The sequence below is a fragment of the Mesorhizobium sp. M0621 genome, assembly GCF_040320745.1.
Lineage (GTDB): Bacteria > Pseudomonadota > Alphaproteobacteria > Rhizobiales > Rhizobiaceae > Mesorhizobium.
The window spans coordinates 1-22,029 of the sequence record NZ_JAMYQF010000067.1; the positions used below are offsets into that span (position 1 = coordinate 1).

Below are 22,029 nucleotides of genomic sequence, written 5' to 3' on the forward strand. Positions count from 1 at the left end.
AGCAGACCCCCCTTTTTCCAGGCGGCGATCGCCAAATCGCCCCAGCCCGTACTCGATCCCGGTCATTCAAACCTCCTTCAGCGTCCCGGCCGAAATAGAATCGAGCTTCGCCCCAAAACGCAACCGAGATGTGTGAATGCAATAGGTCACTATACGGGGAGAAGGTGCCGGCAGGCGGATGAGGGGCAGCGCCATCGTCCTGTTCATGATCGTCACCATCAGCGCCTTACGGCGCCTTGATCTCCATCATGCCGGTAGCGGTGCGGGCCGAATATTGCGGCCGGTACATGTCCTCCACCGTTGCCGCCGGGTGCGCATAGGTGCCAGGCGTCACCGCACGCACGACGTAGGCGAGGGTCAAATTGTGGTCGTGGTCGCCGTCGGCCGGGTTGAACGCCGCGACGAAACGGTCGTCGCGGAATTCGAGATGGGCCGCATCGGTCTGCGCCAGCCAGGAGAAGTTCGTCAATTGGGCGCTGGAAACCAGGCCGGGATTGTCGATCTCGAAGCCGGCTGGCAACAGGTCGGTGATCAGCAGGCGCGACGGCCATTTGTTCTGCTCGTTGACCTTGAGCACAACGACATAGCGTTCGTTCTGCGTCGCCTCGGTGACGTTGGCTTCGGTGCCATCGAGCTTGTAGTAGGTGCGATCGATGGTGAAGCCGTCGCCGCCGGCCGGCAGGGGCTGGATCGGCGACGCCACCGTGGTGACGACGGCCTGCAGCGGGGCCTTTCCGGTGTTGGCGATGGTCAGCGGGCTGTCTATCAGGTCACTGCCGTCGACCTGGTTGGAATAGCCGCCGGAGTGCGCGGCGCCATTGACGGTCAGCGTGATCGTATCGTTGCCTTCCTTCAGCGCGCGGGCCGCCAGCAGCATCCAGGATTCGTCCTGGGTGCTGGTCCAGCGGGCTTCGGCGCGTTCCCTGGTCACCAGCTTGACCAGCTCCGGCACGATGGTCGGCACCGGCTTCGATTCCGCCGCCAGCGCCAGCATCGCCGCGCCGTCACGCAGCCGCGAGCCGTAGTCGGAGCGGTAGTAGTCGTAGTCGGTGGTCGACTTGGCGAGCTGCAGGGCGGTCTTGAACGTCGCTTCGGCGCGCGGCGTGTCGCCGTAGAGCGCCAGGCTCGCCGCCAATTGGGCAACGGCCATCGGGCTTGAGAACGCTTCGAGCTGGGTGTCCGCGTAGTAGCGCAGATCGCCGATCGAGGCCTTCTTGTTGCGGGCCAGCACGTAGAGGGCGTAGGCAATCTCGCTGCCACGGTCCTGTACGCTCTGGTCGTAGCCGAGCGAGTTCTGCAGGTTGCTCAGCGCCTGGTTCATGGCCAGGCTGGGCACGTCGTATTTCTGCTCGCGCGCCCTGGTCAGGAAGTCGCTGACATAGGCATCGAGCCACAGATCGCCGGAGCCCGGACCCCACAGGCCGAAGCTGCCGGCCGAGGCCTGGTAGCTCAGAACCTTGTAGATGGCGTCCTGGATGCGGTCATGGATGTCGGGGTCGCTGGCCATGCCGATGCCGGACGCCAACTCATTGACGTAGAGAAGCGGCATGGCGCGGCTGGTGGTCTGCTCGGCGCAACCATAGGGGTAGCGGTCGAGCGTCATCAACAGCGACGGCACGTCGAAGGCGGCGGCCTGGGAAACGCCGACGCTGACGGAAGCGCCGTCGAGCAGGCTTGCCGCCAGCAGCTCCTTGTCGACGCGCAGCGCGCCGCCATTGCCTTTGAGGTCGACCACCAGGCGGGTGGTGACCGGCAATTGCGCCGGACGCACCGGCACATAGAGCGTCTGCTCGACCTTGGTGCCGTCGGCATGGGCGAGCTTGATGGTCAGCGAGGCATTGCCGGCCGTCTGTGCGATCAGCGGCACGGTCAGCGTCTGGCGCTTGCCCTGGGCGAGCGTCAGCTTCTGGGGCAGGGGCTTGTCGCCCGTCGACAGGTCGCCCGTCGTTTCGATCGACAACGCATAGTCGCCGGCAGGCCCATCGGTGTCGGCGACATCGAGGCGCATGACGGCGGCGTCACCAGGCGCCAGGAAGCGCGGTAGGCCGGCGGTGATCACCACGGGATCGCGCACGATGACGTCGGACTGGGCATGGCCGACCGCGTCCTTGGTCCAGGCGACGGCCATGACGCGCACGGTGCCGTTGAACTGCGGAATGTCGAAGTCGACCCTAGCCTTGCCGTCGGCGTCGAGCTCGACGGGACCGGAGAAGAAGGCGACCAGCTTTTCGGTCGGCGGGCTGCCTTGCGCCTGCATGTTGGCGCCGTCGCCGCCGGTCCTGAGCTTGCCGGTGTTGCCAAGCGAGCCGTCGATCAGGCGACCGTAGATGTCGCGGATTTCCATGCCCAGCATCCGCTGGCCGAAGAACCAGTTCTCCGGATCAGGTGCCTTGTAATTGGTCAGGTTGAGGATGCCGACATCGACGGCGGCAACCGTGACGTAGGCATTGCTGCCCGGCTGCACACCGGCGACCGAAACCGGGATCGACAGCTGCTGGCGCGGCACGGTCTTGTCCGGCGGCGTCAAGGTGATGGCGAGCTTCTTCGAGCCCGGATCGACCTTCAGCCATTTCACGCCGATGGCGCGCGCCGGCATGCGCGTTTCCTGCGCTTCGCCCGGCCGGAACAGAGTTGCGGTGACATAGGCGCCGGCGCCCCAATCGTCGCCGACCGGGATGTCGACGGTGCTGCCGCCGGCCGGCACGGTTGCCGTCACGGTCTTCAACAGCTTGTCGGAACCGATGTTGATCAAGAGTTCGCCGGCAAAATGCGGCGAGACTTTCAGCTTGGCCACTTCGCCGGCGGCATAATTGTCCTTGTCGAGGGCGATCTCGAGGCCGTCAGGCGTTTCGGTGGTGGTAGACGAGACATACCAGCCGGCGTCGAATTCGTAGCTGGTCGCCGGTCCCTCGGGATCCGATGTCTCGACCTCGAGCCGGTACTGGCCCCAATCGACCGGGACGGAGACGGTTGCGTCGCCGTCGGCGTTGAGGTCGACCTGGCCGTTGGCGATCGACTTGGTGAAGGAGACCGGCTCGTAGTTCCAGGAATTGTTGGAGCGGTACCACTGGTAATTGCGTTCGACCTTGACCAGCGTCCATTGCGCGCCTTTTAGCGCCTCGCGCTTGCCGTCGGGATCGACGGCGATCAGGCTGAACTTGGCCGTGCCGCCCTGCGGCACTTCATTATCGGCGAAGTCAGGGCGGATGCCAATCATATGGCCTTGCGGGCGGATGCCGATGTTGAGCGAACGCTCGATGGCGCGGCCACCGGTTTCGCGCATCCTGACCGTCACCTTGGCGTCGACCAGCTTGGTGGTCGAGGGCAGTTGATCGACGGAGACCGGGAAGGTCACCTTGCCGTCATCGCCAACCACCGGCAGATCGGCGATGGGGGTAACAGTGGGTTCTGCGGACTGCTCGTCTGCGAGGCCGAAGGAAAAGCCCTGGAAACGGTCCCAATCGCGCGATGTCGACAGCGTCAGCTCGCCTTCCAGCGCCAGGCCCGCTGCCGGCGCGCCATAGAGGAAGCGGCCGTCAATGTTGATGTTGGCGGTTTCGCCCTGTGCGATCTCCTGCTTGTCGGCCTTCATGTCGAATTCGATGCGATCCGGCACGAAATCCTCGACCAGGAACATCTGGCTGGCCACCGCCGCCTGCTTGGGGTCGGTGTAGATCGACACCGACCAGGTGCCGCGCATGGCGTTGGGTTCGAGCGGCAGGTCTACGGCATGGCCGCCGGCAGAGGCGCCGTCGCTGACGATGCGGCGGTCCTCGACGCCGTCGGGGCGCGAGAAGATGAAGGTCAGCGGCAGGTTTTCGACCGCCTTGGCGGCGCCGTCGCGGGCAAGGGCCGCGACATGAACGTCCTCGCCGGCGCGGTAGATACCGCGTTCGGTCCAGGCATAGACGTCGAGCGCGCCGGGCGCCGCGCGCCCGGTGACGCCGCGGTCGGACAGGTCGAAGCCGGCTCGGCCCATGTCGAGGAAGACGAAGTCATTGTCGCCCTGCTTGGCCATCAGCACGGCCGGCACCATGCCGCCGTCGCCGCGCGTCAGGCCAGGGTTGAAGACGGCATGGCCATCGGCATCCGATGTCGCCGTGCCGAGAACCTCATTGTTCCTGGCAACCAGGGTCAGTTCGGCGCCCGAGATCGGCTTGGCACTGCCCAGCGAACGGGCAAAGACATTAAGCCCGTCCTGGCCGGTATAGGTCGACAGGCCGATGTCGGAGACGACGAACCATTGCGTGGCCATCGAATTGTAGTCGTCGCTCTTGTCGTTGACGGCCTGGGCGGTCAGCACATAGACGCCGGGCTTGCGCTGCGGCAGCGCGTCGTCGACGGGGAAGGAGGTGGTGACCTCCTTGTTGAGATCGCTGGCGATGTCGAGCTGGCCTTGCCAGACCGGCGCGCCCATCTGCTCGGAAATGTTGGAGATGTCATAGCCGTCGAGCTGGTGCAGGAACTGGTAGCCCGACAGAAGCTGGGCCAGCGAGCGGTCGCCGATGCGGTAGAGCTTCATCTCGGCGGCGTTCATGTTGACGGTGACGACCGGAATGCCGCGGCGCGCGCCGGCCGGCAGCACGAAGCTGTCGCCGGTGAAGCGGGCGGAGGCTGCGCGGTCCTGCACATAGATCGACAGCACCACGGGGGCCGCGGTCACTTCGCCGATGGCCGCCGGCAGGCCGGCGCGGAAGGTGACGTCGTAATGCTGGCCGTGCTCCAGCCCTTCGACGCAGATCTGCTTGTCCTTGGCCTCGACGCCCTTGGGCGGCGCATTGTCGACGGTGACGAACTGCGCGTAATCGACGCCGGTCTTGACCAGATCCTCGGAGAATTGCGCGCAGATGCGCGGCGCGCTGGTGTCGGCATCGACGGTGTGGTCGATAACGCGGAAACCCTTGCGCGCCTTCAGATCGGCATAGTCGGCCTGGACCGCCGGCGAAGGGTTCAGGGCAAGGCTGGCTTCATAGGCCTGCAGCGCCGGCCGGTAGAGATCGCGCTTGTCGAGGCCGTTGCCGAGCAGCGCCAGCACTTCGGCGCGCGTCTTGGTGGTGCGCAACAGCTTGTAGGCATTGAAAGCGGCAGAGGTGCCGTTTGCCGGCAAAGTGGAGGCATCGGAGGTGTTGGCGGCGGGTTGCACGGCCAGCGTTTCACGCGCCAGGTTGAGCCAGAGCTGGCCGTCATCGGGCATGACAGACACGGCGCCTTCGTATCTCAGCATGGCGGAGCGGTGGTCGCCAGTAAGCACCGATTGCTCGGCGGCATTCGTCAGCGCGGTCAGCCCTTCGGTCGGCTTGATGTAGGCTGGACCCAACAACTTGTTGCGGTATTGCTGGGCCTGATCGGCCATCCAGTTGGGGAAGAAGGCGAGTTCAGGCGGCGCGCCGATATCGGGATCGCCATCGATGTTGACGACTTTGCCGGCGACCGCGCCGTTGAACGGCTTCAGCTGGTTGTAGTCGGATTTGAGGAAGCACCATTTGGCTTTGTTGTTGTAGGTGAAGGCGCGGCAGGCCGGGTCGCCGAGACATGTCGTCTTGCACTGGTCGAGCGTGACGTTCTGGTCGGATCTGAGATCGAAGCCGAAATAATCGGAATTGTCCGTTGTCGCAATTCGCCGGGCCTCAGTCGCTTGCGCGATACCGCTCCAGGCAAAAAACAGAAGAATCAGGATCGACAGACCACGAGCCGCGCGCATTGCCATAACACCCTCCAGACACTGCTAACGTCCAAGCATGATCAAGCTTCAGTCAGGCTTGTCAACACAAGGACGCGGCAGGGTTCCGCCTGCCAACGGTTTCCTTTCCGGCCGATGGCCGGTAGTACCTCCATAGGACAGGGGATCACGCTTTCTTGCGGCAACGCAAAAGGTGTGAATTCCAAGCCCGTCCTATTTCAGACAATTGGATTGTGGCCCCTTTACGAGCGCTTCAGAACTTCATTCCAATTTTAGTTTTATAACCTAGGTTGTCTTAATGCCGGCGCATGAAGAGCAGATGTCAGGAGGTGGCGCGCCAGGGCGTGTGCTTCCGCGCGCCCTGCTTTTGGCCATGATCTGCTCGATCGCGCTGGTCGCCGAATCGCGGCCAGTGGCCGCTTTCGAGCTTTTCGGCATCAAGCTGTGGGGATCGTCCAGCGACGAGGATGCCGACATCGTCGATCCCCTGCGCTATGCGGTCACCATCAATGCCCCCGACGCCGACAAGGATCTGGTCAAGAAGCTCGAAAACGCCTCGACGCTGAAAAGTGACGAGGAACGTCCGGTTTCTGGCTCGCTCGGGCTGATGGCCAAGGCGCGCGGCGATCGCGAGCAGCTGGTCGCCGCGCTCTATGCCGATGCCCGATACGAAGGCGTCGTCACTGTCACCATCGACGGCAAGCCGCTCGACGATTTGCCGCCCGACGCCGAATTCAAGGGCCCGCAGCCGATTCCCGTGGTCATCGACATTGCCAGCGGGCCGAAATTCACTTTGGGCAATATCAGGCTGCAAGGCGACGCGGCGGGGCTGATGAGCGCCGATTATGGCCTGATATCAGGCGGCGATGCCGGGTCCGGTGCCGTGCTCAAGGCCGAAGCGCTGATCGTGCGGACGTTGAAGGAGCAAGGCAGGCCGCTGGCCAAGGTGACGGGCCGGCAAATCGTCGCCGACCATGCCACTTCGACGCTGGACGTGACGCTGACGGTCGCCGCCGGGCCGGTGGCCGGCTACGGCCCGACCACGGTGGAAGGCACCGAGAAGGTCGACCGCGACTTCACCGAATACATGACCGGCCTCAAGCGCGGCCGGCAATATTCGCCGCAAGAGATCGACGACGCGCGTGACCGGCTGCTGGCGCTCGAAGTCTTCAACAGCGTGACGTTCAAGGAAGCCGACACGCTCGACGCCGACGGCAACATTCCGATCGGCGTTCAGGTCAGCGAGCGCAAGCCGCGCTATTTCGGCGTCGGCGGCACCTTTTCCAACACCGAGGGATTGGGCCTGGAAGGCTATTGGGGCCACCGCAACCTCTTCGGCCGGGCCGAGAAGCTGCGCATCGACGGCGCCATCAGCGGCATCGGCAGCAATGATCTCGGCGAACTCAACTACAATGCCGGCATCATGTTCGAAAAACCGGGCGTGATCGGGCCGGCATCGAAGTTCTTCGCCAGCGTCAAGACCGTGCTCGAACATCCGGACGCCTATGACCATTTCTCGATCAAGGGCAGCACCGGCCTGTCCTACGAGTTGACCAAGAAGCAGACGGTTTCAGCGGAAGTCGCGCTCGACTATTCCCGCATCCACGACGCATTCGGCAAGCACAAATACCTGATCGCCAGCATTCCACTGCAATATGTCTATGACAACCGGGACAACCGGCTGAACCCGACCAGCGGCTTCCGTGTGCTGGCCTATGCAGAGCCCAGCTACGACATTTTGAGCGGCGCAGCCTTCCTCAAGCTGAAGGGCGAGGGATCGGCCTATCAGTCGCTGGATTCGGCCTCGAAGTTCGTGCTGGCCGAACGTGTCGCCATTGGTTCGATCGTCGGCACCAGCCTTGAAAATGTGCCGGCCGACCGGCGCTTCTATTCCGGCGGTGGCGGTTCGGTGCGCGGCTATGCCTATCAGGGCATCGGCCCCAAGGATTTCACCGGCCAGCCGATCGGCGGTCTGTCGTTCTTCGAGACCTCGGTCGAAATGCGCATCGCCGTCACCGACACGATCGGCATCGTGCCGTTTGTCGATGCCGGTACCGTGTCGACCAAATCGTTTCCCGATTTCTCCGACGTCAAGGTCGGCGCCGGCGTCGGCCTGCGCTATGTCACCCCGTTCGGACCGCTGCGCATCGACGCCGCCGTACCGCTCAACCGCGATCCGGGCGACCCGCATTTCGGCATCTATGCCGGCATCGGACAGGCGTTTTGACGATGAAGACGGTCTGGCGCATCCTCCGCTTTGTCCTTTACACGGTGCTGATCGTGATTGCGGGGGCGATCGGCGCGGTGGTCGTGCTGACCAAGACCGAGCGTGGACGCGACAATCTCGCCGGCATCATCTCGCGCCTGGCATCGAGCGACGACCGCAAGATCACCGTCAGCGGCATAGACGGCATCTGGTCCGGGGCTCTCAGCGTCGACCATGTCGTGCTGGAAGACCGCGAGGGTGCTTGGCTGGTGGCACGCAAGGTGGCCGTCGACTGGTCGCCGCTGGCGCTGCTGTCGAAAAACTTCAGCGCCGACCGTATCGCGGCCGGGCGCATCGAACTTGCCCGATTGCCGGTGGCCAGCACGCAGCCGGCGCAGGGCGGCGGCGCGACGACGCTGCCGGTTTCGCTCGACATCAAGCAGATCGACCTGCCCGAGATCGCGCTGGGGCAAGACCTTGCCGGCAGCGGCATCGCCGAACTTGCAGCCAAGGGTATGTTCAAGGCGGATGCTGCGCCGCTGGCGGTCGAAACGATGCTCAACGTCACCCGCCATGACGGCAAGCAAGGCAATGTCGACGCCAAAATCCACTTTGCGCCGGCAGACAACAGGCTCGACCTCGACCTCAAGGCCTCGGAGCCGGCAGGCGGCATCATCGCCAATCTGCTCAAATTGCCTGATACGCCGCCGGTCGACATAATCGTCTCGGGCACGGGACCGCTCGCCAACTGGAACGGCATCGGCACGTTCACGGTCGACGGCAAGATCGTCACTCAGCTGACGGGCCGCCACCAGCTGACCGACAAGGGAAACTACATAGAGGCCGAGGGGGATGGCGATTTCGCCCGCTTCCTGCCGGAGAATTTGAAGCCGCTGTTTGCCGGCAAGACCAGCTTCGATGTTGCAGGCACCGCCACATCGGCCGGCGGCGTCAGTGTCGACCGCGCCAACATCGACAGCGATGCGGTGCATGGCACCGCCACCGGTATCGTCGATCCCGCCGGCGCCAGCGATCTCTCGGTCGAACTCGCCGCCAAGGGCCCGCCTGTCGTCGTCAGCGTGGGAAGCAAGGCGCAACCGATCACGCTGGCGATCAGCAACGCCACCGCCCGCGCGTTCGGTGACGGCAAGGCGCCGATCATCGATATCGGCGCTTCCTTCGTTTCGATCGTCGCCGGTGGTACGCGCTTGGACGATCTGGCGGCGCAGATCCATTCCGACGGTTTCGACATCCAGAATCGCGCCGGGCCGGTCACCGTCAAGCTGGAGGCGGGTGGTCTCAAAACCGACGTGGCGACGCTGGCGCCCTTGATCACCGGCAAGGTCGGTGTCGATCTGACCGGATCGGTCAGCAAGGATGCCATTGCCATCGACCAGGGCACGCTGCGCTCCGACGCGCTCAACGCCTCGCTGACAGCCACCGTGGCGCTTGCCGATCTGTCGATGCAGCTCAAGATGAACGCCGATGCGGTGGCGACGGCCTTGCCGCCGCAGATCGCCTCGGTGCTCGGTGCCCGGGTGAAATTCTCGGCCACCGCGACGCGCGATCCGCAGGGGTCCTTCGCCGCCAACTCGATCGAATTCACATCCGGGTCGCTCAGCGCCGCCGGTACCGCCAGCATGCAAGGCACTGACATCAAGGCCGACATCAAGGGCAAACTGGGCGACGTGTCCGTGCTGTCGCCGACGGTCGGCGTGCCGGTTGCCGGCGGCGTCGATTTCGCGCTGTCGGCAAGCGGCGCCATGACGGCGCCGGATTTCACCGTTTCCGCCGACAGCGACAGCCTGACGGCCTCGGGCCGCACGGTGAAGAGCATCAAGCTGACGGCGAGCGGCAAGGCGGACATTGAGAGCCCCGCCGCCAATGTCTCGCTGACCGGCTCCGTCAACGACCAGCCGCTCGACATCAAGGCGGCGCTGGTGACGAGCGAAGGCAAGCGTTCGATCAATGGCTTCCTGGTCTCGCTCGGCGACAACAAGGTCTCGGGCGATCTCGCATTGGACGACAAGTTCATGCCGCTCGGAACGCTGACGCTCGCGGCACCCGCTATCGACCAGTTGGCCGCACTTGCCGGCCAAGCGGTGACGGGCGACATTGACGGCACCATCCGCTTTCCCATGGACGGCCCCCCACCCTCCGGGGCTTTCGACGCTAAGCCCAGGTCTAGCGCGCGCGGCGAGGTGATGGCCAAGGCCATCACCGTGAATGCGCTGATCGCCAACTATCTCAAGGCGCCGGCGATCGCAGGTTCGATCAAGGCCGACAGCGTCACCTCGGGAACCACGGAAATCGGCGGCATCGCCGTCGACCTGAAGCGCGATGGCGACTGGACCAATTTCACCGGCGGCGCCACCATTTCGGGCATTCCGGCAACCGCTGCCGGCCGGGTGAAGATCGCCGACGGCACGACCAGCATCGAGATCGCCTCAGGCGAAGCCACGGTTCGCGGCATCAAGGCGGCAATCGCTCAAGCTTCGACGTTGAGCATCGCCAACGGCACGACTAGTATCGAAAGACTGGCGCTCGATGTCGGTGGCGGCTCGGTGACCTTGTCCGGTACCGCCGGCCAGACGCTCGATCTCGCGGCGCAATTCTCGGCACTGCCGGCAGCACTGGCCAATGATTTTTCGCCCGGCCTCGATGCGGTGGGCACGCTCGGCGGCACGGCGCAGGTGACCGGGTCGCCGGCCGCTCCCGACGTTCACTTCAACGCGCAGCTGGCAGGCATCGAAACCAGCCAGACTCGCCAGGCCGGGCTCGGGCCGCTCGCGGTCGACGCTGCCGGCAGCTACACCATGGTCGGCGGCGTTGTGCTCGATCATGCGACGCTTTCCGGCGACAAGATTTCCGGCAAGGCGGCCGGCACCCTCAATCCGAACGGCGCCAGCGATTTCGTGTTGGATCTCATCTCATCCGGTCCCAGCCTGCCTCTGACTGTCGGCAGCGCCGAGAGCCCGGTCAAGGTCGAGATCCAGTCCTTGTCGGCAAAGGTGACGGGCGAGAACACGCGGGCGCGTCTGGATGTATCTGCGATCCTACCCTCGATCACCACCAGCCCGGCGAAGGTGGATGGGCTTGTCTTGGCATTGCATTCGGATGCGTTCGATCTCAAGAACCGCGCAGGACCGGTTTCCGGCACGGTGTCGGTGGACAAGGTCGGTCTCGACAATCTCGTGATCGCACCGCTGATCGCCGGCAAGGTCACGGCAGCGCTCAGCGGCCGCTTGACAGCCGACGCGGTCGCCATCGATAGCGGCTCGCTCAAGAGCGATGCGCTGAACAGCCAGGTCGCGGGCCAAGTGTCGCTGCGCGACGGCGCCATGGACCTCAATCTGACGGCGGATGCCCCATCATCGGCCTTGCCGGCGGCGGTGCGCGGGATGCTTGGTGAACGCGCACAGATCAGCGCCACGCTGAAGCGCGACCCCAACGGCAGTATCGATATAGGCGGATTGAAGCTGGCCTCGGGCGCGCTGACTGCGCAAGGGCAAGCCAGTCTTGCCGACAACAAGGTGGCCGCCGACATCAAGGGCGCGCTGGGTGATATCTCGCTGCTGTCGAAGGACGCCAAGGGCGCCATCGTCTTCGCGTTGAACGCACAGGGGCCAGCCACCGTGCCGGATCTGTCGCTGACCATCGACAGCGACAGGCTGCTGGTGGCATCGCGCGAGATCACCGGTCTGAAGCTGACCGCTACCGGCAAGGCCGATGCCGCCAACCCGGCGGCGAATGTACAACTGACCGGCAATGTCGCCGGCCAGGCGCTGCAAGGCAGCGCGGTGCTGGCGACGGCGGACGGCAAAAGCGCCGTCAACGGCCTGCTGCTGTCGCTCGGCAAGAACAGGATTTCCGGCGATCTGGCGCTGGATGAGAAGTTCGTGCCGGTCGGCACGATTGCGCTCGACCTGCCCGATATCGGCCCGCTGGCGGCGCTGGCACTGGAAAAGGCCGAAGGCGACGTGCGTGGCACCATTGCCTTCTCGAAGAACGGCATCGCGCCACAGGTTGCGATCAAGGCGGCGACAGCGTCGATTACGCGGGGCGACCTTCAGGCGAAAGCCGTCTCTGTCGATGCGCTGGTCGCCAACTATCTGGCAATACCCGTGATCTCCGGAAAAATCCGCGCCGACACCGTCACGTCAGGCGGCACCGTGATCAGCGGCATCGATGTCGACTTGAAGCGCGACGGCGACTGGACCGGCTTTTCCGGCGGCGCAACCGTCAAGGGCATTCCGGCGCGGGCCGCTGGCCGGGTGAAAGTGGCCAACGGCACGATGACTATCGAGCTTGCGTCCGGCCAGGCGACCGTCCAGGGCATCAAGGCGGCCATCGCCCAGGCCTCGACCGTCAGCATTGCCAATGGCACGACGACGCTGGACCGTCTGGTGCTCAACCTTGGCGGCGGCACGGCGACGGTGACCGGCAAGGTCGGCACGGTGCTCGACATCAACGCGACGCTGGCGCGGGTGCCGATGTCGCTTGCGAACAGTTTCTCGGCCGGCCTCGACGCCGCCGGCTCGATTTCGGGCACGGTGAAGGTGACGGGTGCACCGGCGAGCCCTGCGGTCGCCTTCAACATCGACGCGGCGGGTGTGCAGACATCGCAGACCCGAGGTGCTGGTGTCGGGGCGGTGAGTGTCTCCTCGTCCGGTACCTTTGCCGCCAACAAGCTGGCCTTCAACGCCAACGTCAGCGATGGCGCCGGCCTTGGCCTCAAGGGCGGCGGCACCGTGACGACGGCCGGCACGCCGGCGCTGGTGCTCGACTTCAATGGCGCCGTGCCGTTCGGTCTGCTCAGCCAGAAGCTCGCCGCGCAAGGCATGTCGCTGTCTGGAACCGCCAATGTCAACGTGCAGGTGCGAGGTCCCGCGACATCGCCTGTCATCGGCGGCAGCGTCAGCACCTCCGGCGCGCGCCTTGTGGATGCGCGCTCGGGCCTCGCCGTCAACGATCTCGCCGCCGATGTCTCGATTGCCGGCGGCGTGGCCAGGATCAACCGGCTGACCGGAACGCTGTCGACGCGCGGCAGCCTGTCGGCCAGCGGCACGGTCGGCATCAACCCGGCGCAGGGTTTCCCGGCCGACCTGTCGATCAAGCTGGTCGACGGCCGCTATACGGACGGAAGGGTTGTGACCGCCAATCTCGGCGGCGACCTGACGATCAAGGGACCGCTGACATCCGCACCGGTGATTGCCGGTACCATCAACCTCGCCAAGACGGTGATCACGGTTCCAGACAAATTGCCGGGCTCGCTTGCGGCGCTCGACGTCAAGCACAAGAACGCACCGGGTGCGGTACGGGCGCAGGACAAGGCGCTGCGGCCGCCGACGACAAGCGGCAAGGGCGGCGGCACGGGCCTTGCCCTCGATGTCACGGTCAATGCGCCGAACCAGATCTTCATCCAGGGCAGGGGCGTCGATGCCGAACTCGGCGGCTCGCTCAGGCTGACCGGCCCCGCATCGTCGCCACAAGCAGTTGGCACCTTCACCTTGCAGCGCGGCCGGCTGTCGATCCTCGGCAAGCGGCTGACCTTCACCGAAGGCACGGTCGGCTTCTCCGGCTCGCTTGTGCCCTATCTCAACCTGACGGCGACCACGGCAACGACCAGCGCCACCGTCACCATCGTGGTGTCGGGCGAGGCGACCAATCCGAAATTCATCTTCTCCTCGGTGCCTGCATTGCCCGAGGACGAGGTGTTGGCGCAACTGATCTTCGGCCGCTCGATGTCGAACCTGTCGCCACTGCAGATCGCCCAACTCGCCGAAGCGGCCGGGCAACTGGCCGGCGTCGGCGGCTCGACGTCGCTGCTGGAAAACCTGCGCAGCGCCATCGGCGTCGACGATCTCGACGTCACCACGGACGACCAGGGCGGCACGGCGGTTTCGGCCGGCAAATACCTCAACGACCGCACCTATGTGACGATCCAGAAGGGCGACAAGCCGGGCTCGGGCAAGGCGACGATCGACCTCAATGTCGGGCGCGGTGTCAAGCTGCGCGGCGAGGCCAACGATGCCGGCGAAGCCAAGGGCGGCATCTTTTACGAGAAGGAATACTGATACTTCGGCGGGAGTTTTGGCCCCATGGCGGCTCGATGGTGGCGCTGTCCGGCCCCCAGTAAATGTCTCAGTTTAATCGACTATCGAGATTTCAGAGGAATCCGTCGCGCAGTAGCAATTTTGCGCCAAGACTGTCGTTATCACGCGAACCGCTCCCTTTCCAAAGTTGCACATTCCCTAACATGTTCTCAATCCACGCCGTCTTTGACATCATGGCCTGGATGCGGAATGTTAAAAGGCGGAAAGCCAACAATGGGAGTTAAGTCATGACAATTTATAAGAGTAATGGCGATCGCGTTCCGGATCACATCCTGGCCATGGCCGAAGACGCCAAGGCAGGCAAGGTGGATCGCCGCGAATTCCTGGCCATGGCCAGCGTCTTCGGTGCATCGACGGCAATGGCTTACGGCTTGCTCGGCCTCGCCGACCCGACGCCGGCGAAGGCCGAAGAGGTAAAAGGCAAGAAGGGCGGCACGCTGAAGATCGCCCAGTGGATCAAGGATCCCAAGGATCCGCGCAAGGCCGACTGGTCGGAAATCGCCAATGCCGAGCGCCAGGCGCTCGAGCCGCTGGTCAAGTACACACCCGAATACACATTCCGCCCCTATCTGCTGGAAAGCTGGGACGTGAACGACGACGCCACGCAGTACACGCTGCATGTGCGCAAGGGCGTGACCTGGTCGAATGGCGATGCCTTCACCGCCGCCGACGTCGTCTTCAACCTCAAGCGTTGGGCCGACAAGAAAGCCGAAGGCAATTCGATGCCCGGTCGTCTCGGTTCGCTGGTCAAGGACGACAAGCTCGACGAAAGCGCCGTGACCATGCCTGACGACCACACGGTCGTGCTGAAGCTCGGCAAGCCTGACATCGCGCTCATTCCCAACATGTGCGACTATCCCGGCTTGATCGTCCACAAGAGCTTCGACGAGAAGGGCGGCGACTTCAAGGCCTGCCCGATCGGCACCGGCCCGTTCGAGCTCGTCTCCTACGATGTCGGCCAGAAAGTGGTCTACAAGCGCCGCACCGACGACAAGTGGTGGGACGGCGAAGTGTTCCTCGATGGTCTGGAATTCATCGACTACGGCACCGATCCGGCGGCCATGGTCAGTGCTTTCGAAGCCGGTGAAGTGCACACCAATTTCGAGACTTCGGCCGACTACGTGTCGATCCTCGACGGCATGGACCTGGTGAAGTCGGAAATCGTCACGGCGTCGACCATCGTCTGCCGCACCAACATCAACAACAAGCCTTATGGCGACCAGAAGGTGCGCAACGCGCTGCAGCTCGCGGTCGACAACAATGTCGTTCTTCAGCTTGGCTACGGCAATGCCGGCACGGTCGCCGAAAACCACCATGTCTGTCAGATTCATCCGGAGTATTATGAGCTTGCGAAGGTCGCCCGCGACCCAGCCAAGGCAAAGGCGCTGATGGCGGAAGCCGGCCAGGCCGACTTCGAACACGAGCTGATCACCGTCGACGAGGACTGGCACAAGAACACCGGCGATGCGATCGCCGCCCAGATGCGCGACGCCGGCCTCAAGGTGAAGCGCACCGTGCTGCCGGGCTCGACGTTCTGGAACGATTGGACCAAATATCCGCTGTCCATGACCAACTGGAACATGCGGCCGCTTGGCGTCCAGGTGCTTGCGATCGGCTATCGTACAGGCGAAGCCTGGAACGAGACGGCCTATGCGAATCCCGACTGGGATGCCAAGCTCAATGCGGCGCTCGCCGTTGCCGACGCCGCCAAGCGCAAGGAAATGATGAAGGACATCGAGCAGATCCTGCAGGATTCCGGCATCATAATCCAACCATACTGGCGCAAGCTCTACAGCCACTCGGTCAAGGCGGTGCAGAACTACAAGATGCATCCGACCTTCGAGCGCGACTACGGCAAGGTCTGGCTCGACCAGGCTTGATCGCACCGACAAGGGGGAGGGACGTCGTCGTCCCTTTCCCCTGCTCTTTGCATCGTCCATGCCTGTTGGTCCGCGCTTTCTCAAAAAAGTTGCGGGACTCCAAGGCAAGGTCATGCAACAAAAACAGGGTTGATCGCATCCGAAGGCCTGTTTGACAGCCAGCCCCGCCGGTCACGGCAGGGTTGGCTTTCATAGCCGGCTCAAACCCCAACCCATCGGCAGGGGGCCGCCATGCTTTCTTTCGTTATCAGGCGTCTTGGCACCATGGCATTGACGATGCTGTGCCTGACCATGATCGTCTTCTTCCTGATCAACCTCGAACCCAATCTGAAGAAGCTGGCGATCAGCCAGACCGAAATGCACACGTCGGCCGAGCAGCTCGAGAGTTGGCTGGTCAACCATGGCTACCGGCAGAACTTCTTCGTCCGTTATGGCCAATGGCTGGGCGTCGTGCCCAAGCAACCGGTGACCGACCCGGCGACTGGCAAGCCTGCGCAGCGTTTCTCCTTCTGCAACGATCCGCTTGTGCCGACCTTCGCAGGCGTTTTCGAGGGCGATTTCGGCTGCTCGACCAAGTTCAAGGCAACCGTCGCCTCGAAACTGTTCCCGGCGCTCGGCGCCACCGGCATCCTTATGTTCTGGGTGCTGGCGGTGATGGTGCCGATCTCGCTGCTGGTCGGCATTCTCGCCGGCATGCGCGAGGGCTCGCGAACCGACCGCGTGCTTTCGGTGGCCTCGATCGCCTCGACGGCGACGCCCGAATATGTGTCGGGCGTCATCTTCACCGTCATCTTCGCCTCATGGCTTGGCTGGCTGAACGGCTCGGCGGCTTCGGCAAGCCAAGGCATCACCTTCTATAATTTCACGTTGCCGGTGATGACGTTGGCGATCTACGGCATCGGCTATATTGCGAGGATGACCCGCGCGTCGATGGTTGAGGTGATGACGCAGCAATATATCCGCACCGCCCGGTTGAAGGGTCTCTCCTTCGGCAGCGTGGTGGTCAAACATGCGTTGCGCAACGCGCTGATCGCGCCGTTCACCGTCATCATGCTGCAGTTTCCCTGGCTGCTCACCGGCGTCGTCATCGTCGAGGTGATGTTCCGCTACCAGGGTTTTGGTTACACGCTGGTCGAGGCGGCCGGCAACAACGACATAGACCTCTTGCTCGGCTGCTCGCTGGTTTCGGTGTTCATCGTCTTGATCACGCAGCTCATTTCCGATGTCGGCTACGCGTTTCTCAATCCGCGTATCAGAGTTCAGTAGGGAGCGAAGCGGATGCCGGTTCAATATATCAGTGGCTTCACCGTCGTTCTCGAAGTGCTGTCGCGCTTCTGGCCGGTCTGGATCGCGCTCGTCATCGTCATGGGTGCGAGTTTCGCCTACAAGAAGAAGCTGGCGCTCTACGGCCAGCTGTTCGACAGCGGTGTCGGCATCGTCGGCGTCGGCATCTGCCTGTTCTGGCTGTTCACGGCGATCTTCGCCGCGACCGTATCGCCGTTCGATCCACTGGCTCAGGTCCCCATCATGAAGGACGTACTGCCGGGCGCCATCGAACCGCAATCGGGGCTGACCTATCTGTTCGGCGGCGACAAGCTGGCGCGCGACGTGTTCTCGCGCATGGTCTATGGCAGCCAGATCGTGCTGATCATCGCGCCTGCCGCAACCGGCTTCGCGCTGATGGTCGGCATCACGCTGGGCCTGCCCGCGGGCTACTACGGCGGCAAGATCGACACCGTGCTATCGTTCCTGGCCAATTTGGTGCTCGCCTTCCCGGTGATCCTGCTGTTCTACCTGCTGGTGACGCCGGGCATCATGGACACGCCGATCCCCTATGGCATGGCCGGCGTGTTCTTCCTGTTTCCGATCATCTTCTTTAGCGTGCTGTTCTGGACGCGCTACAAGAACCGGCCCGATCGGCTCTACATCCTTCTCGGCATCACCCTGATCCTCGGCGGCTGGATCTATGCCGGCCTGGTCTTCGACGCCGATCCGTTGAAGATCGTGCACATCGATCCCAACCAGCTCAACATCTTCGTGGCGGTGGTGTTCGCCTCCAGCCCCGGCGTGTTCCGCATCGTGCGCGGCCTTGTGATGGACATCAAGACGCGCGACTATGTGGCGGCGGCGCAGACGCGTGGTGAATCGCCGTGGTACATCATGCTGTGGGAGATCCTGCCCAATGCGCGCGGGCCGCTGATCGTTGATGCCTGCCTGCGCATCGGCTACACCACGATCCTGCTCGGCACGCTGGGTTACTTCGGCCTTGGCCTGGCGCCGGAAAGTCCGGACTGGGGCACCGCGATCAAGGACGCCAGCCGCCTGCTGCGCTCCTTCATCCACCCGGCGCTGCCGCCAACGATCGCGCTGATGTCGTTCGTGCTGGGCTTGAACCTGCTCGCCGACTCGTTGCGCGAACAATCGATGAAAGACTGATCTGCGGGTTTCGACCCGATGCGCCTGAAAGAATTAGGCCTGAAAGAACCAGGATTGGAGCGACCCATGAACGAGGCAGTTCGAAATCCCGCCAAGCCGACCCCCGGGCCGACCAATGGGCCGATCATCGAGATCGAGAACCTGTCGATCTCCTTCTTCACCCGCAAGGGCGAGATACCGGCCGTCATGGATTTTTCCTGCACCGTCATGCCGGGCGAGGCGATGGGCATCGTCGGCGAATCCGGCTGCGGCAAGTCGACAGTGTCGCTCGGCATCATGCGCGACCTCTCCAACATCGGGAAGATCGTCGGCGGCAAGATCAAATTCCAGGGCAAGGACATGGCCGAACTCTCCGATGAGGAGCTGCGCGCCATCCGCGGCAACAAGATCGCGATGATCTACCAGGAGCCGATGGCCAGCCTCAACCCGGCAATGAAGGTCGGCCAGCAGTTGATGGAAGTGCCGCTGATCCACGACAAGGTATCGAAGGAAGAGGCATATAAGCGCGCGCTCGAAATGGTGCGCTCGGTCAAGTTGCCCGATCCAGAGCGCATGATGCGCTCCTATCCGCACCAGCTCTCCGGCGGCCAGCAGCAGCGCATCGTCATCGCCATGGCGCTGCTGTCGAAGCCGGCGCTGCTGTTGCTCGACGAGCCGACGACGGCGCTCGACGTGACGGTGGAAGCGGGCATCGTCGACCTGGTCAAGGGGCTCGGCGAGAAGTTCGGCACGTCGATGATCTTCGTCTCGCACAACCTCGGGCTCATCCTTGAGACCTGCGACCGCATCACGGTGATGTATTCGGGCGAAGCGGTTGAGACCGGCAAGATCAAGGATGTCTTCGACCGGATGCGCCATCCCTATACGCAAGGGCTGTTCCGCTCGATCCCGCTGCCCGGCGCCGACAAGAATTCACGACCGCTGATTTCCATCCCAGGGCAATTGCCGCTGCCGCACGAGCGGCCCAAGGGCTGCAATTTCGGCCCGCGCTGCCACCATTTCGTCGAGGGCGTCTGCAACGCCGCCGAGATCCCGATGATCGAGGTCGCGGGTCACGAAGGCCATTTCTCGCGCTGCGTGCGCTTCAACGAGATCGACTGGGAAGCGCTGCCGCCCGGCGCCAAGAAGGTCAATGAGCGTGTCGTGCCCGGCGCGCCGGTGCTCAAGATCGAGGACCTGAGGAAATACTACAAGGTCGGCGGCAGCGAGGTGTTCGGTTCGAGCGAAGGCCGCGTCGTCAAGGCCAACGAGACCATCTCGTTCATGGCGCGCGAATCCGAGACCGTCGCCATCGTCGGCGAATCCGGCTGCGGAAAGTCCACGCTGGCCAAGGTGCTGCTCGGGCTGGAGACGGCAAGTGCCGGCACAGTGACGCTAGGCAACAAGGAAATCCAGTCGACCGGCATCGAGAGCCGCAGCGTCGAAACCGTATCGTCGATCCAGATGGTGTTCCAGAATCCGTTCGACACGCTCAATCCCAGCCATTCGGTCGGCTCGCAGATCATCCGCACGCTGGAGAAATTCAATGTCGGAAACACGGTTGCCGACCGCCGCAAGCGCATGCTGGAACTGCTGGACCTGGTGAAGCTGCCGCGGGCTTTCGAGACCCGCAAGCCCCGCCAACTATCCGGCGGCCAGAAGCAGCGCATCGGCGTGGCGCGGGCCTTTGCCGGCGACGCCAAGGTGGTGGTGGCCGACGAGCCGGTCTCGGCACTCGACGTGTCGGTGCAGGCGGCGGTGACCGAGTTGCTGATGGACATCCAGCGCAAGAACAAGACGACGATGCTGTTCATCAGCCACGATCTGTCCGTCGTGCGCTACATCGCCGACCGAGTGGTCGTCATGTATCTCGGCTATATCGTCGAGCAGGGCACGACCGATCAGATCTTCGCGCCGCCCTATCATCCCTATACCGAAGCGCTGCTGTCGGCGATCCCGATCGCCGATACCAGCGTGGTCAAGAAGCATATCGTGCTCGAGGGCGACATTCCGTCGGCGATGAATCCCCCCACAGGTTGTCCGTTCCAGACACGCTGCGGCTACAAGAAGCTGGTGCCCGACAATCTCTGCGAGACCAAGGTGCCGCCGGTCAAGAATTTGGGCGACGGCCATATGAGCCTGTGCTGGCTGTCCGACGATGTGCTGGCGACGATGGAGCCGGTGATCAAATTCGACAAGGAACACGCCGCGCAGGAGGGCGTGCCGGAAGACGCGCCGCATGGCGATGGTCCCGGTTTTGTCGGCACGCCACCCAAGCGGCCGCATGGCAAGACGGGCAGCGCGGAAGCCGATGCGGTGGGGCAGGCTGCCGAGGAGACCGAAGCCGTTTCGAAAGCCCGCCGTCACGAGGTCCGTGACGAGGTTTCGGAAACCGGTGCACCCGCGACGGATGCCAACGCTACCTCGGCGCCGTTCACGCCAAGAACGCTTGGCGACGGTCGTCAGGCGGAGAGTGCACGCGTGGCGCCACTTGGCGAGCGCGCCGCAAGGCGGGCCAGGCCAAGCCAGGATGCGACAAAGACGAGCGGGACGGTCGAGCCAGCCCGGCTGACCAGCGCAAGTGCCGTCGACAAGAACCGCCCGGCTGGCATCGCCAGGCCTGCCAAGCCGGACGATCTGAAGCTGATCGCCGGTGTTGGCCCGAAGATCGAGGGCATCCTGAACGGTCTCGGCATCTTCACCTATGCGCAGGTCGCGGCGTGGAAGAAGGCCGAGCGCGAATGGGTCGACGACCATCTGAAGTTCCACGGCCGCATAGAGCGCGACGACTGGGTCAAGCAGGCCAAGGCGCTCGCCAAGGGCGGCGAGGCGGAATACATCAAGGTGTTCGGCAAGAAGCCGCGCTGACCAAGGAGCTGCCGCTGTCGTGGCAGCCCGTGTTTTTATGCCTGTCGTCGTCCCAAAACCGCTGCGCACTTTTGGGCGACAGGCATTAATTGCCGCACTCGCTCAGTTGCTGCGCATAGTCGCGCGCCATCTTGTCGGTGGCCCGGGCGTAGCCCTGCACGCCGGCATCGCCCCGGTTGCCTCGGCCATAGGCTGTCCAGCCGAGATAGTAGGCAAGGTAAAGATTGTAGGTGTCGTTGCGCGCGACGCCATAGCTGTCTGCGGTCTTGGAGTGATACCAGCCGACGAAATCGACCGCATCGGCGAACTTCGTGCGCCGCGCCGCCCAGTTGCCGGTCTCGCTCTGATATTGCGACCAGGTGCCGTCCAGCGCCTGCGAGAAGCCGGTGGCTGACGAGACATGCTTCCACGGGATGAAGCCGAGCAGCTTTGTGCGTGGCGGCCGGGCGTTGCTCTTGAAGCCGGACTCCTTGCGCACCGTTGCCATCAGCACGGGAACAGGGATGCCGTATTTCTGCTGGGTGCGTTCGGCGGCCGACTGCCAGTTGTCGAACCAACCGTCATTCTGGTCGAAGACGGCACAGACATTGTTGATGTGGTTGGGCGGCGTCGCGCAGGCAGAAAGTGCCAGCAGCACGCAAACCGCACCAATTTTACTAAAACTCGAACTACGCATTGGCAGAGCAATAGGCCGAAATCATAAAGGGAATCTTGCAGCGTTCGTTAATGCCTCGCCGGCGCGGTCCCTTGAAAAAATCCAATACCAGTAAATCGACGTGTTTTGTCGCTTTTTCTAAACAGATGCTGCAGAAATGCCGCCTTGGCTAAAATCACGCCCGCAAATGGCGTATTTCTGACAGCTTG

The 22,029-nt window shown here is 63.6% G+C and carries 8 protein-coding genes and 1 pseudogene; 7 read left to right on the forward strand and 2 right to left on the reverse strand.

Annotation, left to right across the window (positions count from 1 at the left end):
• Nucleotides 1-226: 226 nt before the first annotated feature.
• Nucleotides 227-5,707: an alpha-2-macroglobulin family protein gene (locus NKI38_RS29535; RefSeq protein ID WP_352663924.1), complete on the reverse strand. Its 5,481-nt coding sequence runs from the start codon at nucleotides 5,705-5,707 to the stop codon at nucleotides 227-229.
• A 271-nt stretch (nucleotides 5,708-5,978) separates the two neighbouring features.
• Here NKI38_RS29535 and NKI38_RS29540 point away from each other — a divergent pair, with 271 nt between their 5' ends.
• The 7 genes and pseudogenes from NKI38_RS29540 to NKI38_RS33585 all read left to right on the forward strand — a co-directional run bounded on the left by NKI38_RS29540 (nucleotide 5,979) and on the right by NKI38_RS33585 (nucleotide 21,165).
• The gene (locus tag NKI38_RS29540; RefSeq protein ID WP_352663926.1) at nucleotides 5,979-7,907 is read left to right on the forward strand and encodes an autotransporter assembly complex protein TamA; all 1,929 of its coding nucleotides are present in this window, start codon (nucleotides 5,979-5,981) and stop codon (nucleotides 7,905-7,907) included.
• Between the two features lie 2 nt (nucleotides 7,908-7,909).
• Nucleotides 7,910-13,963: a translocation/assembly module TamB domain-containing protein gene (locus NKI38_RS29545; RefSeq protein ID WP_352663928.1), complete on the forward strand. Its 6,054-nt coding sequence runs from the start codon at nucleotides 7,910-7,912 to the stop codon at nucleotides 13,961-13,963.
• A 266-nt stretch (nucleotides 13,964-14,229) separates the two neighbouring features.
• A complete protein-coding gene (locus NKI38_RS29550) occupies nucleotides 14,230-15,882 on the forward strand; it encodes an ABC transporter substrate-binding protein (protein ID WP_352631536.1) in 1,653 nt (550 codons plus the stop codon).
• A gap of 231 nt (nucleotides 15,883-16,113) precedes the next feature.
• Nucleotides 16,114-17,148 carry an ABC transporter permease gene (locus tag NKI38_RS29555; RefSeq protein ID WP_352663930.1) on the forward strand — a complete coding sequence of 345 codons (1,035 nt, stop codon included), beginning with the start codon at nucleotides 16,114-16,116 and terminating at the stop codon, nucleotides 17,146-17,148.
• A 12-nt stretch (nucleotides 17,149-17,160) separates the two neighbouring features.
• Entirely contained in the window at nucleotides 17,161-18,318 is a 1,158-nt protein-coding gene (locus tag NKI38_RS29560) for an ABC transporter permease (RefSeq protein ID WP_352631539.1), read from the forward strand.
• A 66-nt stretch (nucleotides 18,319-18,384) separates the two neighbouring features.
• Nucleotides 18,385-20,694: pseudogene (locus NKI38_RS29565) on the forward strand (dipeptide ABC transporter ATP-binding protein); the annotation flags it as partial.
• An 84-nt stretch (nucleotides 20,695-20,778) separates the two neighbouring features.
• Complete coding sequence (locus NKI38_RS33585) at nucleotides 20,779-21,165, forward strand: helix-hairpin-helix domain-containing protein (protein WP_502899404.1); 387 nt, start codon at nucleotides 20,779-20,781, stop codon at nucleotides 21,163-21,165.
• A gap of 85 nt (nucleotides 21,166-21,250) precedes the next feature.
• Here the strand turns inward: NKI38_RS33585 and NKI38_RS29570 are convergent, their stop codons facing one another.
• Complete coding sequence (locus tag NKI38_RS29570) at nucleotides 21,251-21,841, reverse strand: transglycosylase SLT domain-containing protein (protein WP_352663932.1); 591 nt, start codon at nucleotides 21,839-21,841, stop codon at nucleotides 21,251-21,253.
• Nucleotides 21,842-22,029 lie beyond the last annotated feature (188 nt).

Coding starts and splice junctions, on each gene's coding strand:
- NKI38_RS29535 (WP_352663924.1), bottom strand. CDS start 5,707: ATGGCAATGCGCGCGGCTCGTGGTCTGTCGATCCTGATTCTTCTGTTT.
- NKI38_RS29540 (WP_352663926.1), top strand. CDS start 5,979: ATGCCGGCGCATGAAGAGCAGATGTCAGGAGGTGGCGCGCCAGGGCGT.
- NKI38_RS29545 (WP_352663928.1), top strand. CDS start 7,910: ATGAAGACGGTCTGGCGCATCCTCCGCTTTGTCCTTTACACGGTGCTG.
- NKI38_RS29550 (WP_352631536.1), top strand. CDS start 14,230: ATGACAATTTATAAGAGTAATGGCGATCGCGTTCCGGATCACATCCTG.
- NKI38_RS29555 (WP_352663930.1), top strand. CDS start 16,114: ATGCTTTCTTTCGTTATCAGGCGTCTTGGCACCATGGCATTGACGATG.
- NKI38_RS29560 (WP_352631539.1), top strand. CDS start 17,161: ATGCCGGTTCAATATATCAGTGGCTTCACCGTCGTTCTCGAAGTGCTG.
- NKI38_RS29570 (WP_352663932.1), bottom strand. CDS start 21,841: ATGCGTAGTTCGAGTTTTAGTAAAATTGGTGCGGTTTGCGTGCTGCTG.